This window comes from Polaromonas aquatica, assembly GCF_050626995.1.
In the GTDB taxonomy this organism is placed as follows: Bacteria; Pseudomonadota; Gammaproteobacteria; order Burkholderiales; family Burkholderiaceae_C; genus Polaromonas; species Polaromonas aquatica_A.
This window is the reverse complement of the sequence record NZ_CP192467.1, coordinates 1,217,078-1,230,650: the sequence shown is the minus strand read 5'-3', so window position 1 is coordinate 1,230,650 and position 13,573 is coordinate 1,217,078. Positions and strand designations below refer to the sequence as shown.

The 13,573-nt window shown below is 65.3% G+C and carries 13 protein-coding genes; 11 read left to right on the top strand and 2 right to left on the bottom strand.

Features of this window, described 5'->3' with window-relative positions; all coding sequences use genetic code 11:
• The first annotated feature begins 3 nt into the window (after nt 1-3).
• From ACQ4MS_RS05925 to ACQ4MS_RS05895, 7 genes are all read left to right on the top strand, one after another.
• The gene (locus ACQ4MS_RS05925) at nt 4-1,074 is read left to right on the top strand and encodes an ABC transporter ATP-binding protein (RefSeq protein ID WP_431098364.1); all 1,071 of its coding nucleotides are present in this window, start codon (nt 4-6) and stop codon (nt 1,072-1,074) included.
• Nucleotides 1,071-1,970, top strand: a complete 900-nt coding sequence (locus ACQ4MS_RS05920; RefSeq protein WP_431098362.1) for an ABC transporter permease — start codon at nt 1,071-1,073, stop codon at nt 1,968-1,970. The genes ACQ4MS_RS05925 and ACQ4MS_RS05920 overlap by 4 nt, the downstream gene beginning before the upstream one ends.
• 114 nt (nt 1,971-2,084) lie before the next feature.
• Nucleotides 2,085-2,879 (top strand): ABC transporter permease, encoded by a 795-nt coding sequence (locus tag ACQ4MS_RS05915; protein WP_431098361.1) that lies wholly within the window; start codon nt 2,085-2,087, stop codon nt 2,877-2,879.
• The gene (locus tag ACQ4MS_RS05910; protein WP_431098360.1) at nt 2,876-3,199 is read left to right on the top strand and encodes a (2Fe-2S)-binding protein; all 324 of its coding nucleotides are present in this window, start codon (nt 2,876-2,878) and stop codon (nt 3,197-3,199) included. The genes ACQ4MS_RS05915 and ACQ4MS_RS05910 overlap by 4 nt, the downstream gene beginning before the upstream one ends.
• Entirely contained in the window at nt 3,196-4,578 is a 1,383-nt protein-coding gene (locus tag ACQ4MS_RS05905) for an FAD-dependent oxidoreductase (protein ID WP_431098359.1), read from the top strand. Before ACQ4MS_RS05910 ends, ACQ4MS_RS05905 begins: the two co-directional genes overlap by 4 nt.
• Complete coding sequence (locus ACQ4MS_RS05900; protein WP_431098358.1) at nt 4,575-5,732, top strand: NAD(P)/FAD-dependent oxidoreductase; 1,158 nt, start codon at nt 4,575-4,577, stop codon at nt 5,730-5,732. Before ACQ4MS_RS05905 ends, ACQ4MS_RS05900 begins: the two co-directional genes overlap by 4 nt.
• Before the next feature lie 65 nt (nt 5,733-5,797).
• Nucleotides 5,798-6,874, top strand: a complete 1,077-nt coding sequence (locus ACQ4MS_RS05895; RefSeq protein ID WP_431098356.1) for an ABC transporter substrate-binding protein — start codon at nt 5,798-5,800, stop codon at nt 6,872-6,874.
• Nucleotides 6,875-6,922: 48 nt separating this feature from the next.
• Here the strand turns inward: ACQ4MS_RS05895 and ACQ4MS_RS05890 are convergent, their stop codons facing one another.
• Both ACQ4MS_RS05890 and ACQ4MS_RS05885 read right to left on the bottom strand, forming a co-directional pair.
• Nucleotides 6,923-7,309 (bottom strand): DUF3703 domain-containing protein, encoded by a 387-nt coding sequence (locus ACQ4MS_RS05890; RefSeq protein WP_431098355.1) that lies wholly within the window; start codon nt 7,307-7,309, stop codon nt 6,923-6,925.
• Nucleotides 7,306-9,564, bottom strand: coding sequence for a heavy metal translocating P-type ATPase (locus tag ACQ4MS_RS05885; protein ID WP_431098353.1), 2,259 nt, complete (start codon nt 9,562-9,564; stop codon nt 7,306-7,308). Before ACQ4MS_RS05885 ends, ACQ4MS_RS05890 begins: the two co-directional genes overlap by 4 nt.
• An 88-nt stretch (nt 9,565-9,652) precedes the next feature.
• On the opposite strand from ACQ4MS_RS05885, the gene cadR reads away from it, so the two are divergent.
• From cadR to ACQ4MS_RS05865, 4 genes are all read left to right on the top strand, one after another.
• Entirely contained in the window at nt 9,653-10,177 is a 525-nt protein-coding gene (gene cadR / locus ACQ4MS_RS05880; protein WP_431098351.1) for a Cd(II)/Pb(II)-responsive transcriptional regulator, read from the top strand.
• Between the two features lie 76 nt (nt 10,178-10,253).
• The gene (locus ACQ4MS_RS05875; RefSeq protein ID WP_431098350.1) at nt 10,254-11,009 is read left to right on the top strand and encodes a TetR/AcrR family transcriptional regulator; all 756 of its coding nucleotides are present in this window, start codon (nt 10,254-10,256) and stop codon (nt 11,007-11,009) included.
• A complete protein-coding gene (locus tag ACQ4MS_RS05870) occupies nt 11,006-11,890 on the top strand; it encodes an SDR family oxidoreductase (RefSeq protein ID WP_431098349.1) in 885 nt (294 codons plus the stop codon). The genes ACQ4MS_RS05875 and ACQ4MS_RS05870 overlap by 4 nt, the downstream gene beginning before the upstream one ends.
• Nucleotides 11,887-13,545: an acyl-CoA carboxylase subunit beta gene (locus tag ACQ4MS_RS05865; protein ID WP_431098348.1), complete on the top strand. Its 1,659-nt coding sequence runs from the start codon at nt 11,887-11,889 to the stop codon at nt 13,543-13,545. The genes ACQ4MS_RS05870 and ACQ4MS_RS05865 overlap by 4 nt, the downstream gene beginning before the upstream one ends.
• Nucleotides 13,546-13,573: the final 28 nt, after the last annotated feature.

The window sequence follows — 13,573 nt, the reverse complement described above, 5'->3', positions numbered from 1 at the left end:
CCCATGTCTTTTCTGACCCTGGCGAACGTGAACAAGTCCTATGGCGCGACGCGCGCCGTAGCCGACATGAACCTGTCGGTGGACAAAGGCGAATTCGTCTCGCTGCTGGGCCCCTCGGGCTGCGGCAAGACCACCACCCTGCAGATGATCGCGGGCTTTTGCGAAGTGACCTCGGGGCAGGTCACGCTGGACGGCCGCGACATCACTCACGCCAAACCCAATTCGCGCGGCCTGGGCATCGTGTTCCAGAGTTATGCGCTGTTCCCGCACATGAGTGTTTATGACAACGTGAGCTTCGGCCTGGAAATGCGGCGTGTCGACAGGCGGGAGCGCGCCGAGCGCGTGAAGGCCTCGCTCGCGCTGGTGCACCTGGAGGCGCACGCCGGTCGTTACCCACGCGAGCTTTCGGGCGGGCAGCGGCAGCGCGTGGCCCTGGCTCGTGCCCTCGTTATAGAGCCGCCCGTGTTACTGCTCGACGAGCCGTTGTCCAACCTGGACGCCAAGTTGCGCGAGGAGATGCAGTTCGAGCTGCGGCAGATCCAGCGCAAGGTCGGCACCACCACGGTGATGGTCACGCATGACCAGACCGAGGCCATGTCCATCAGCGACCGCGTGGTCGTGATGGAAGCCGGCCGCGTCACGCAGATCGACCAGCCGCACCGTCTCTATGAACACCCGCAGACCCGCTTCATCTCGAGTTTTGTCGGCAAGGCCAATTTGCTGGAAGGCCGTGTGACGGCCGTCGGCCCCTGGGCCACGGTGAACGTGGGCGGCAATGTGCCGCTGGAGGTCGAGGCGCCCGGCGTGTCCGAAGGCGAGGCCGTGGTGCTGAGCCTGCGCCCCGAAAAAATCCGGCTGGTGCCCGAGTCCCACGGTCGGTTAGGCGGCACGGTCAACGAGCGCTTTTTCCTGGGCAGTCAGTGGCTTTACCAGGTGTCCACCGCCGCCGGCGAACTCGCGGTGGTGTGTCCCAATGACGGCACGGCACCGGCGGAAGAAGGCGCCAACGTGGGCCTGGACTGGACCGCGCAGCAGGTGCGCCTGCTGCCCGGCGCCTTAGGGGTGCCGGCATGAGCAGCGCCGCTGTGGCCATAGCCGCGCCGTCGGCATCGCCGCAAGGACCCAGCGCATCGCGTGCGCCCTGGCTGCTGTCGGCGCCGGCCTTCACGCTCTTCGCATGCCTGTTGCTGGTGCCGCTGGCGCTGACCGCCGTGCTGTCTTTCCAGGTTTTCGACCATGCGACCGGCGTCAAGAACAGCTTCACGCTTGCGCACTACGCCGCCGTGCTGACGGACGACTATTACCACGGCATCTTCTGGCGCACGTTGTGGATTTCGGCGCTGACCACGCTGATCTGCGTACTCGTGGGCGCGCCGGAAGCCTATGTGCTGAGCCGCATGCGTAGCCCCTGGCGTTCGATTTTGCTGCTGGTGGTGCTGGCGCCGCTGCTGGTCTCGGTGGTGGTGCGCGCTTTCGGCTGGAGCATGCTGCTGGGCCCTGAGGGCGTGGTCAACCAGGCCATGCGCGCCGTGGGCCTGCCCTCCATGCGCATCCTCTATACCGAGGCGGCCGTGGTCATTGCGCTGGTACACGTGATGCTTCCATTCATGGTGATCCCGGTGTGGACCTCGCTGCAAAAACTCGACCCAGGCGTGGAAGACGCGGCGCTGTCGCTGCAGGCCTCCCACTTCACCACCTTGCGCCGCATCATTTTTCCGCAGGTCTTGCCGGGCATCCTCTCGGGCAGCCTGATCGTCTTCGGCCTCTCCGCCAGCGCCTTCGCGATCCCGGGCCTGCTGGGTGGACGCCGCCTGAAGATGGTGGCCACCGTGGTCTATGACGAATACCTGCACGAACTCAACTGGCCGCTGGGCGCGGCCATCGCGCTGACCTTGCTGCTGGCCAACCTGGCCATCATGCTGAGCTACAACCGCGTGCTGGAGCGCTCCTACAAAAAATCACTCGGGTAATTCCATGCCTACTTCAGTCCGATACGTCGTTGCCCCGCCTTGCCGTGCTGTAGCACTGTCTGCGGCAGTGCGCCTGGTCTCGAACTGAATTAGACATGGAATAGAAAGTCAAACATGTCCAAAAACGGCCCCCTCGCGCTGCTCTTCAACGCGCTGGTCATCACCTTCATGCTGGCGCCGCTGGTCATCGTCTGTGTGGTGGCCTTCACGCCCGGCAACACACTGGCCATCCCGACCACGGAATTTTCGCTGCGCTGGTTCCGCGCGGTGTTCGCGCATTCGGATTTTGTGCAGTCCTTCAAAAACAGCCTCTGGCTGGCCGCGATTTCGGCCACGCTGGCGACGGTGCTGGCCGTCCCGGCCGGGCTGGCCATCGCGCGCCATACCTTTCCCGGCCGTGATTTTCTCAACGGCCTGTTCCTGTCGCCGCTGATCATTCCGCACCTGGTGCTGGGCGTTGCGCTGCTGCGCACCTTCTCCCTGATAGGCGCCACCGGCAGCTTCTTCTGGCTGGCGCTGGCGCACGTGGTGATCGTCACGCCCTATGTGCTGCGCCTGGTGCTGGCCTCGGTGGCGGGCAGCGACCGCAGCGCCGAGCAAGCGGCCCTGTCGCTGGGCGCTAGTCAGGCGACAGTGTTCACCCGCGTCACGCTGCCCATGATTTTGCCCGGCGTCACGGGCGGCTGGTTGCTGGCCTTCATCAACAGTTTTGACGAAGTCACCATGTCCATTTTCGTCACCGCGCCTTCGACCGTGACCCTGCCGGTGCGCATGTATATGTATGCGACCGAGTCCATAGACCCGCTGATGGCGGCGGTATCGGCGCTCATGGTGGCGCTGACGGCGGTGGCCATGCTGGTGCTGGACCGCATCTACGGCCTTGACAAGATTCTTGTGGGACACAAATGACGCTTCCCGTTGAAACCCCCGTTAAAAGCCCCGCGCTGCTCCAGCGCCTGGCCGAAGCCGACCGCAAGCCTGTCGGCTTTGTGCTCAACGGGCAGCCGCTGACGGCGCTGGCCGGTGACACCGTGCTGACGGCGGTGCTCACGCACAGCGCACGCCTGCGCTTCAGCGAATTCAGCGGCGAGCCGCGCGCCGGCTTTTGCCTGATGGGCGCCTGCCAGGACTGCTGGGTCGCCACCGAATCGGGCAAGCGTCTGCGCGCCTGCGGCACCTTCATTGAAGAAGGCATGCGGCTGGTGACCGGCGCGGAGGGGCTGGCATGAGCGTGCAGCCCGTGATTGTGGGCGCCGGCCCGGCCGGCGTGCGCGCGGCCCAGGCCCTGGTGGCGCACGGCTTGCGGCCGGTGGTGGTGGACGAAGCGCCGCGCTGGGGCGGGCAGATCTACCGCCAGCCGCCCGCGGGTTTCACGCGGCCCAAAGAAGCGCTTTATGGTTTTGAAGCCGGGCGCGCCGATGCATTGCACAGCGCCATGGCCGGCATCCTGGACAAGGTCGATTACAGGCCCGACACCCTGGTCTGGAGCGCCGAGGGCGGAAAGCTGGACTTGCTCCATCACGGCGCCATGAGCACCTTGCCCTACAGCCATTTGATCGTTGCCACCGGCGCGACCGACCGAGTCCTGCCTTTCCCAGGCTGGACCCTGCCCGGCGTCTACACCTTGGGCGCCGCGCAAGTGGCGCTCAAGTTCCAGGGCTGCTCTATCGGTTCGCGTGTGGTGTTTGCCGGCACCGGGCCGCTGCTGTATTTGATCGCCTACCAATACGCGAAGGCCGGCGCCACGGTGGCCGCGGTGCTGGACACTGCAGGCTTCGCGGGAAAGCTCGCCGCCGTGCCGGCCATGCTGCGCCAGCCGGCGCTGCTGGCCAAAGGCCTGTATTACCTGGGCTGGTTGCGCGCTCACGGCATTGTCGTGCACCAGGGCGTGGAGCTGGTCCGCGCTGAAGGCGGCGATCGTGTGCAGGCCATGCACTGGCGCAAGGCCGGCCGCGAACACCAAATCGCTTGCGACGGCGTGGGCTTTGGCTACGCGCTGCGTTCCGAGACACAACTGGCCGACCTGCTGGGCTGCCGCTTTTCTTATGACGGCCTGCAGCGCGGCGCACTGCCCGAACGCGACGCCGTGGGGCGTTCCAGCGTGGCCGGTGTCTACCTGGCCGGCGATGGTGCCGGCATCATGGGCGCGGACGCCGCCGAGTGGGCCGGTGAACGCACCGCGCTGGCGCTGCTTGCGGACACCGGGCATCGCATTGACCTCTTACGCGCAGCCTGGCTGGAGCGGCAGCTGGCGCGCACCGCGGCCTTTCGCCAAGGGCTGGAGCGCGCCTTCCCGTTTCCGGTGCAGTGGGCCGCCAACGCACCCGACGAGCTCGTGGTCTGCCGCTGCGAGGAAATCACGGCGGGTGAATTGCGCCGCTGCGTGGCCGACACCGGCGCGCGCGAAATGAACCGCCTCAAGGCGCTGACGCGGGTCGGCATGGGCCGCTGCCAGGGCCGCACCTGCGGCGTGGCGGCGGCCGAGATCCTTGCGCACGCCTGCAGCATGCAACCCGATGCCGTGGGCCGGCTGCGCGGGCAGTCGCCCATCAAGCCGCTGCCGTTTTCGGCCACGGCTGCACCTGCGCTCCTGCAGGAGGCCGCATGATGGAGCGCATCACGGCCGATGTGGCGATTGTGGGCGGCGGCATCATGGGTGCGTCGGCCGCGCTGTTTTTGCGCCGCATGGGTTTTTCAGTTGTGCTGCTCGAGCGCGACCTTTGCGGCTCCCGCTCCAGCGGCGTGAACTACGGCGGCGTGCGGCGGCAGGGCCGGCCGCTGAGCCAGCTGCCGCTGTCACAGCGCGCGCAGGACCTGTGGGCACGCCTGCCCGAACTCATCGGCATAGACGGCGAATACCTCCAGTCAGGCCACCTCAAGATCGCGCGCAGCGAGGCCGACATGGCTTCGCTTGAAAGCTACCGCGAGCGTACGCTGGGCTTCGGCATGGACTTGCAAATGCTGTCCACGCGCGCCCTGCGCGAGCGCTGCCCCTGGCTGGGTCGGGCCGCCGTCGGCGCCTCGCTGTGCCCCGGCGACGGCCAGGCCAACCCGCGCCTGGTGTCGCCGGCCTTCGCGCTGGCTGCGCGCAACCTGGGCGCCCACATCCGCGAGCAGACCCGCGTGGACGAGGTCGCGCATGACGGCGAGCTGTTTGTGCTGCGGTCGGGCGGGGCGCTGGAAGTGCGCGCCAAACATTTGCTCAACTGTGCCGGCGCCTGGGCCGACCGCATCGCCGCGCAGTTCGGCGAGACCGTGCCCATGGAAGCCGGCCACCCCGAGATGGCGGTGACCGAGCCGCTTCCTGTGTTCATGAACCTGAGCCTGGGCGTAGAGGGCGGCGGCGTTTACGCCCGCCAGGTTGCGCGCGGCAACTGCGTCATAGGCGGCGGCCGGGGTTATGCGCTCGACGACCAGCGCGCCCGCGTGCAGCGCAGCGGCCTGTCCGGCCTGATGCAGCAGACCGTGGAGCTGCTGCCGGCGCTGAAAAACGCCCACATCATCCGTACCTGGAGCGGCACCGAAGGTTACCTGCCGGACCGCCTGCCGGTCATAGGCCCCAGTGCCACCACACCGGGCCTGATTCATGCATTCGGCTTTGCCGGCGGCGGCTTCCAGCTGGGGCCGGGCGTGGGCGCGGTGCTGGCCGACCTGGTCTGCGAAGGCCGCAGTGCTACACCGATTGATGCCTTTTCGATTGAACGTTTTTCTTCAAGCCCGCGTGCGGCAACCACCGGGCTTGCCTCTTCCGCCGTTGCCTAGCCATCTTCCTTTCACTGCCATTTCTTCACTGTCATTTCTTTTCACCCACGCCACAGGAGCTTTCCATGCACACCTCCCCACGATTCCCGACCGCCCGCGCCACCGCGGTATCGCTTGCCGTTCTCGCGGCGAGTTTTACCGGGCTGACTAGCAGTAGCGCCATGGCCCAGACCAAGACGCTGTACATCGGCATGAACGGCGGCACCATGGAAAAGACCTACACCGAACACGTCTTCGGCGCATTTGAGAAAGCCAACAACGTCAAGGTCGTGGTCGTGCCCGGAACTTCCTCGGACATCCTGGCCAAAGCCCAGGCCAACAAGGACAACCCGCAGATGCACGTGATGTTCCTGGACGACGGCATCATGTACCGCGCCATCGGCATGGGCCTGTGCGAAAAAATGCAGGCCACCCCCGCGCTGAACGACCTGTTCCCGACCGCGCGCTTCAAGGGCGACATGGCCGCCGGCGTCAACGTCGGCATGACCGGCATCGCCTACAACAAGAAGATGTTCACCGAAAAGGGCTGGACGCCGCCCACCTCGTGGATGGACATGGCCAATCCCAAGTACAAGGGCAAGGTGGTGTTCCAGTCGCTGTCATCGTCGACCTTCGGCCTGCACGGCTTCCTGCTGTTCAACCGGATCCAGGGCGGCAACGACAAGAACGTGGAGCCCGGCTTCAAGGCCTGGCCCACCACCATAGGCCCCAACGTGCTCGAGTACATCCCGAGCTCGGCCAAGCTCGCCGAAATGGTGCAGACCGGCGAGGCCGCGATGTTCCCGCTCACGCCTACCGCCGTCGGCGTGCTGAAAGACAAGGGCCTGCCGGTGGAATACGTGCAGCCCAAGGAAGGCTCGGCCGTGCTGACTGTCGGCGAATGTGTGATCGCCAAAAACAGCGAACCCGCGCTGGCCCACAAGCTGGCGCAGTATCTGCTGTCGCCCGAAGCCCAGGCCGCGGCGCTGGAACACGGCGACCAGATCCCGTCCAACCCCAAGACCAAGGCCAGCGGCAAGGCCGCAGCGCTGGTGACCCAGATGAACACTTACATGAAGACGGCGACCACGGTGGACTGGGACGCGATCAACGAAAACCGCCCGGCCTGGAACGCGCGCTGGAACAAGACCGTCGAGCGCTGAGCGCTGCTCCGGCCGGATGACGCCGCCTCACTCGCGGGAGGTGGTTGGTCAGCCCGTTTTTTGACGAGCCTGCGAAATCAGCTCCCGAAGCGAGGGATCGACCTGCATGGTCATGAATGCGCTTACCGTCGCGCGCCCGCTGTTCCCGGCGGGAAGCCGGCCTGCCAGATGCCCGAAGGGCACCAGGCTCAGGCGCATCAGCTGGCCTCTTGCTTCGCGGTAGTCCCGCGTTTGTAGCGCAAACCGCAGCATGGCGATGTGACTGCGCCAATGCAAACCGAAATCCTGCTGGCCCACAATGTGCGCGGCCATCAGCCATGTCCAACGTGCTTCAAGGTCCTGGCCGGTGTCTTCCTGAAAACCGAGCATCAATTGCCGGTAGGTGCGGCGGCTGTGTTCCTGCGCCATTGCCTGTGTTGATGTGGCGCCCATCATGGGTTCTGCTTGCGCAGCAGACGCAGGCCATTGCCCACCACCAGCAAGCTGGCGCCCATATCGGCAAACACCGCCATCCACATCGTGGCGGTGCCGAAGACGGCCATCACCAGGAAGATGCCCTTGATGCCAAGCGCCAGGCTGATGTTTTGCCACAGGATGGTGTGCGTGCGTTTCGACAGGCGCACGGTTTCGGCCACACGCTCCAGGTTGTCGTTCATGATCACGACGTCTGCCGCTTCCATGGCCGTGTCGGCGCCGGCCCCGCCCATGGCAAAACCAATGTCGGCCTGCGCCAGCGCCGGCGCATCGTTGATGCCGTCGCCTGTCATGCCGGTGATGCCGTAGCGCTGCTGCATCTGCTGGATGGCGGTGAGTTTGGCCTCGGGCAGCAAGTCTCCGCGTGCGTCGTCAATGCCGGCCTGCGCGGCGATGGCTTGTGCGGTGGCGGCGTTGTCGCCGGTCAGCATCACGGGGGTGACGCCCAGAGCTTTGAGGTCAGCAATCGCTTGCCGGGAGCTTTGTTTGATGGTGTCGGCGACGGCGAAGAGGGCCAGCACGCGCACGTCGTCAGCCAGCAAGGTCACAGTGCGGCCTTGTTGTTCATGCAGCGCGAGTTCGGACTCCAGTGCCACCTCGCACAAGCCCCGTTCATGTATCAACCGGTGATTACCCAGCACGAGGCGTTTGCCCCCGATGACGCCCTCAACACCCCGGCCTGGAAAAGCCCTGAAGGCTTGCACGTCGGCGGCTTCAACACTCAAGCCCGCCGCAATCGCTTTGGACACCGGATGATCGGAGCGTGATGCCATATCGGCGGCCAGCTGTGCGGCCATCGATGCGTCTGCGTTTCCCCAGGCGCGCCAATCCACGAGTCGGGGCTTGCCCTCCGTGAGGGTGCCGGTCTTGTCGAGCGCGACGGCTTTGAGCAGGCGCGCTTGTTCAAGGTAGGTGCCGCCCTTGATCAGGATGCCCCGGCGCGCAGCGGCTGACAGGCCGCTCACGACAGTGACCGGTGTGGAAATCACCAGCGCGCAGGGGCAGGCAATCACCAGCAGCACCAGCGCTTTGTACAGCGACTCTTGCCAGGTAAGGCCTCCCAGCAGCGGCATCAGCACCGCCACCGCGACGGCGATGGCAAAAACCGCCGGCGTGTAGACGGCGGCAAAGCGGTCGACAAAGCGCTGTGTCGGTGCGCGGCTGCCTTGTGCCTGCTCGACGGCATAGATGATGCGCGCCAGCGTCGTGTTGCCGGCCGTGGCCGTGACGCGGACCTCGATCTCGCTGGTTTCATTGATGGTGCCGGCAAAAACGCTATCACCGGGTTCCTTGTCGGCCGGAATGCTCTCGCCCGTGATGGGCGCCTGGTTGACCGCGCTGCTGCCAGCGGTGACCACGCCGTCCAGTGGCAGCCGCTCACCCGGCTTGATGCGCACCACAGCCTCCAGCGGTACAGCGGCCACAGGTGTTGCCAACCAGGTGCCGTTTGCGCCCCGCATCAGCGCTTCCTCAGGCGCCATGTCCAGCAGGCCCTTGATCGCATTGCGGGCGCGGTCCACCGCGCGGGCTTCGATCAGCTCGGCAATCGCGTAGAGCGCCATCACCATGGCGGCTTCCGGCCATTGGCCAATCAGGAAGGCGCCGGTGACGGCCACCGACATCAGGGCATTGATGTTGAGCTTGCCGCGTAGCAGCGCAGCCAAGCCTTTTTTGTAGGTGTCCAGGCCGGCCAGGGCAATGGCCAAAGCAGCCACCGCCATGCCGGTGATCTTCCAGGCCAGCAGCTCGGGTGCAAAAAAAGACACCAGCTCGGCCCCCGCAGCCAGCGCCAGTGCCGCGGCCAGGCGGATACCGCCACCGGAATCGAAACCACCTTCATGGCTGTGGCCGTGCTCATGTTCATGCACTTCATGGACACGGGCGCCGTCTTGCGCGGCAGGACCCGCCAGGACCGGGTGGGGATCAAACCCGGCCTTGCGGATTGCCTCCAGGGCTGGCGTGTAAGCCTCTTCGCTGGCGACTATTCTGAGAGTGCGCGCGCCCAGCTGAAAGCCAAGCGAACGGATGCCGGTGACCGGCTCCAGCGCCCGCCGTATATCCGATTCCTCGGCGCTGCAGTCCATGCTGGCGATGCGAAATAACCGGCCCGCGGTTCCCGCCGCGGCGGGAACGGGCGCGTGTGCTGCATGGGCTCTGCCGCAACAGTCGCCGGTAGGGGTTTGCGGGCCGGAAACAAGGTGTTTTTCAGATTTCATGGCTTAATTGGAAACCCTGTAGCGGCCTTAGAGTCAAGCTTGCTGAGTACCCCTACAGCGCTGTTGGGACGATGTTCAAGGAGTCGCCATGAAAATCGGAGAACTGGCAAAAACTGCGCATACCCAGACGGAAACCATTCGTTACTACGAACGCGAGGGCCTCCTGCCCGAAGCGGCGCGCACCGAGGCCAATTACCGCATCTACGATGAAAGCCATGTGCAGCGGCTCGCCTTTATCCGCCACTGCCGGTCGCTGGACATGACGCTGGCCGAAATCCGCACCCTGCTGAGCTTCAAGGACACCCCGGATGACAGCTGCGCCGATGTCAATGCGCTGCTGGATGAGCACATCGGCCATGTCGCGAGCCGCATCCGTGAACTCAAGGCGCTTGAAAAGGACCTCAAGCTGCTGCGCGAGCAATGTGCCAGCGGCCAGGCCAGCGCCTCATGCGGCATCTTGAGCGAGTTGGAAAAGGCCGCGCTCCAGCACAGCCGCCTCCCTGCGGACAAAGGCCACGCCGCACATATCCACGGGGCGCATCCCCAGGTCAGGGTGACGGACAAGGATGGCCCGGTAGAAACGGCAACCGGGAAGAAAACCTCCACGCGCTGACAGGGTGCTATCGCCCAGATATTTTTACAAAGCACGTGCTTGCTAAAAATATCGGGTTTTGATAAGGTCTGCCCTCATGGACAAACCCGCTGCGCGATCGCGCCTCCACGCACGTGCCACACGCGCCCTTGCGCCGGCCAGAACCCAACCCCAGTCCGAATCCGGCGCCACCGAAAAACGCCCGCGCGGCCGCCCACGCAAGACGCTGGACGAGCGCGACGACGGCAACCGCCGTGTTGAACTTGTCAACACCGCCGCCCGGCTGTTTCGCAAAAAAGGCTTTGACGCCACCAGCACGCGCGACATCGCGGCCGCGGTCGGCATGCACAGCGGCTCACCCTTCTACCACTTCAAAAGCAAGGGTGCGCTGCTCAATGCCGTGATGGAGGAAGGCATGCGCTCAGCCCTGCAGCGCCAGGCGGCGGCCCTGCAAGCGGCGGCGGCGGGGCTTTCCACCGCGGAGGCGCCGGCGCTGTTTCGCGTGCTGATTCGCAACCACTTCGATGTGTTGCTGGGCCCCGGCAGTGACTTCATTCCCGTGATGCTGTACGAGTCGCGCTCCATCACAGCCCGGCAGCGCGGCCTGCTGGCCAAGTTGCAAAGCGACTATGAAGCGGTGTGGGAGCCTGTGCTGGCCGCACTGGCCAAAGCGGGGCAAATCAAGGGGCCGGTGAAGCTCGCGCGCCTGCTGATCTTTGGCGCGCTCAACTGGTCGGTGCAGTGGTTTGATGTCAACAAAAATGCCTCACTCGACGACCTGACGGACGCTGCCATGGCGTTGTTCATTGGGGAAAAACCTTCCAAAACACCGGCAAGAAAGATCCGCACATGACTTACCAATCCGTCTTCCAGCCGGGCCTCTTTGCCGGCCAGGTCATCGTGGTCACCGGCGGCGGCTCCGGCATTGGCCGCTGCATCGCGCATGAGCTGGCCGCGCTGGGCGCGCATGTGGTGCTGATAGGCCGCAACACCGAAAAGCTGCACAGCGTGGCCGGTGAAATCGTAGCCCAGGGCGGGCGCGTGAGTTTTCATCCCTGCGACATCCGCCAGGAAGAGGCCGTCAAAACCACCATCACCGCCATCGCGGTGGCGCAGGGCCGCATCGACGGACTGGTCAACAACGCGGGTGGCCAGTACATCACACCGCTGGAGTCCATCAGCGCCAAGGGCTGGGAAGCCGTGATAAACACCAACCTGACCGGCGGTTTTTTAATGGCGCGCGAATGCTACCTGCAGGCCATGCGGGAAAAAGGCGGCAGCATCGTCAACATCGTGGCCGACATGTGGGGCTCCATGCCCAGCATGGGCCACAGCGGCGCGGCGCGTGCCGGCATGGTGAGCTTTACCGAAACCGCGGCCGCCGAATGGGCCCACAGCGGCGTGCGCGTCAATGCGGTCGCGCCCGGGTACATCGCCTCCAGCGGCATGGACCACTATCCGCCAGAGGCTGGTCCCATGCTGCGCGAGATGCGCAACACCGTGCCGCTGGGCCGCTTCGGCACCGAGAGTGAAACCTCGGCCGCCGTCGTCTTCCTGCTCAGCAAGGCCGCCAACTTCATCAGCGGCAGCACCTTGCGTATTGATGGCGCCCGGCCCCAGGTGCGCATGGGCTGGCCCATGAAGCGGCCTGATGCAGAGGCTTTGCAGCGCAATGCCATCAAGCCGTTTGAAGGTTTTCACCTGGCCGAAACACCCAAGGTCTTCCAGTCATGACGGTGTTCCAGTCGGCATGGAACGCGGACGGGGCTGTGGCCCTGCAGCGGCGAGAAGCGATGCTCGCGCGCATCGCTGCGCTGCGCGCGCTGGAAGAGCGCAGCGCCGAAACGTCAGCCAAATCCCGGCCTGCGTTTGACAAGCGCGGACAGCTTCTGCCGCGTGAGCGTGTGGCGCTGTTGCTGGATGCAGGCGCGCCCTGGCTGGGCCTGTGTTCCCTTGCAGGCTATTTGCAAGACAGCAAGGACGCCGCGCAGTCGGTGCCCGGCGGCGGCGTGGTCGCCGGCATCGGCTTTGTGAGCGGTGTGCGCTGCATGGTGGTGGCCAGCGACTCGGGCATAGAGGCCGGTGCCGTCCAAGCCATGGGGCTGGAAAAGATTCTGCGCGTGCAGGAGATCGCGCTGCAAAACAAGCTGCCCTTCATCCATCTGGTGGAAAGCGCGGGCGCCAACCTCATGCGCTACCGGGTCGAAGGTTTTGTGCACGGAGGCAGCCTGTTTCGCAACCTCGCGCGGCTGTCGGCGGCGGGAATTCCCGTCATCACCGTGCAGCACGGCTCGGGCACGGCGGGCGGCGCCTATATGCCGGGCTTGAGCGACGTCGTCATCATGGTGCGCAAGCGGTCGCGCGCCTTTCTCGCGGGCCCGCCGCTCTTGATGGCGGCCACCGGCGAGGTGGCCACGGAAGAAGAACTGGGTGGCGCTGAAATGCACACCGGCGTGTCGGGCCTGGGGGAGCAACTGGCCGAGGACGACCGCCACGCGTTGGGACTGGCGCGCGAGGTGGTTGCACGGACTTCATGGTCAAATCGGCCTTTTGCCCAGGAAAGTTTTGGGCAAGCAGCTATTAATTTGATAGCGAAAGAGGCAAAACCTCTCGAACCGCTGTACCCGGCCGATGAACTCCTGGGCCTGGTCCCCAGCGACCTGCGCCAGCCCCTGGACATGCACGAGGTGATTGCGCGGCTGGTAGACGGCTCGGACTTTCTACCCTTCAAGGCGCTCTATGGCGCCGCCACCGTGTGCGTGCAGGCGTCGATAAACGGCCATGCCGTCGGCATCATCAGCAACAACGGCCCCATCGACGTGGCGGGCGCCAACAAGGCCACGCACTTCATCCAGCTGATGTGCCAGCTGGGCCACCCCATCATCTATTTGCAAAACACCACCGGCTACATGGTGGGCAAAGAAAGCGAGCAGGCCGGCATGATCAAGCACGGCTCCAAGATGATCCAGGCGGTGACCAATGCCACCGTGCCGCAAATCACCATCCAGTGCGGCGCATCGTTCGGCGCGGGCAATTACGGCATGTGCGGCCGCGGTTATGCACCACGCTTTCTCTTCAGCTGGCCCAGCGCCAAGACGGCGGTCATGGGCGGCGAGCAGGCCGCGCGCACCATGCAGATCGTCGGCGAAGCGGCGCTGGCGCGCAGGGGCGTTGCGCCAGACCCGGCCCAGTCGCAAGCCCAGTACAACAAGATCGTCGCGATGTTTGAGGCCCAGGCCGATGTGTTCTACACCTCCGGCCTGGTGCTGGATGACGGCGTGATCGACCCGCGCGATACGCGTGCCGTACTGGCGCAATGCCTGGCGATGTGTGTCGAGGCTGAAGCGCGGCAACTGCGACCCATGCAATTTGGCGTGGCGCGTATGTAGGCCAGTCGCGAACGGAAAGAACCGGAGA

Excerpts from the sequence above, each read along its gene's own strand:
- ACQ4MS_RS05925 (WP_431098364.1), top strand. The coding sequence starts at position 4 with ATGTCTTTTCTGACCCTGGCGAACGTGAACAAGTCCTATGGCGCGACG.
- ACQ4MS_RS05920 (WP_431098362.1), top strand. The coding sequence starts at position 1,071 with ATGAGCAGCGCCGCTGTGGCCATAGCCGCGCCGTCGGCATCGCCGCAA.
- ACQ4MS_RS05915 (WP_431098361.1), top strand. The coding sequence starts at position 2,085 with ATGTCCAAAAACGGCCCCCTCGCGCTGCTCTTCAACGCGCTGGTCATC.
- ACQ4MS_RS05910 (WP_431098360.1), top strand. The coding sequence starts at position 2,876 with ATGACGCTTCCCGTTGAAACCCCCGTTAAAAGCCCCGCGCTGCTCCAG.
- ACQ4MS_RS05905 (WP_431098359.1), top strand. The coding sequence starts at position 3,196 with ATGAGCGTGCAGCCCGTGATTGTGGGCGCCGGCCCGGCCGGCGTGCGC.
- ACQ4MS_RS05900 (WP_431098358.1), top strand. The coding sequence starts at position 4,575 with ATGATGGAGCGCATCACGGCCGATGTGGCGATTGTGGGCGGCGGCATC.
- ACQ4MS_RS05895 (WP_431098356.1), top strand. The coding sequence starts at position 5,798 with ATGCACACCTCCCCACGATTCCCGACCGCCCGCGCCACCGCGGTATCG.
- ACQ4MS_RS05890 (WP_431098355.1), bottom strand. The coding sequence starts at position 7,309 with ATGATGGGCGCCACATCAACACAGGCAATGGCGCAGGAACACAGCCGC.
- ACQ4MS_RS05885 (WP_431098353.1), bottom strand. The coding sequence starts at position 9,564 with ATGAAATCTGAAAAACACCTTGTTTCCGGCCCGCAAACCCCTACCGGC.
- cadR (WP_431098351.1), top strand. The coding sequence starts at position 9,653 with ATGAAAATCGGAGAACTGGCAAAAACTGCGCATACCCAGACGGAAACC.
- ACQ4MS_RS05875 (WP_431098350.1), top strand. The coding sequence starts at position 10,254 with ATGGACAAACCCGCTGCGCGATCGCGCCTCCACGCACGTGCCACACGC.
- ACQ4MS_RS05870 (WP_431098349.1), top strand. The coding sequence starts at position 11,006 with ATGACTTACCAATCCGTCTTCCAGCCGGGCCTCTTTGCCGGCCAGGTC.
- ACQ4MS_RS05865 (WP_431098348.1), top strand. The coding sequence starts at position 11,887 with ATGACGGTGTTCCAGTCGGCATGGAACGCGGACGGGGCTGTGGCCCTG.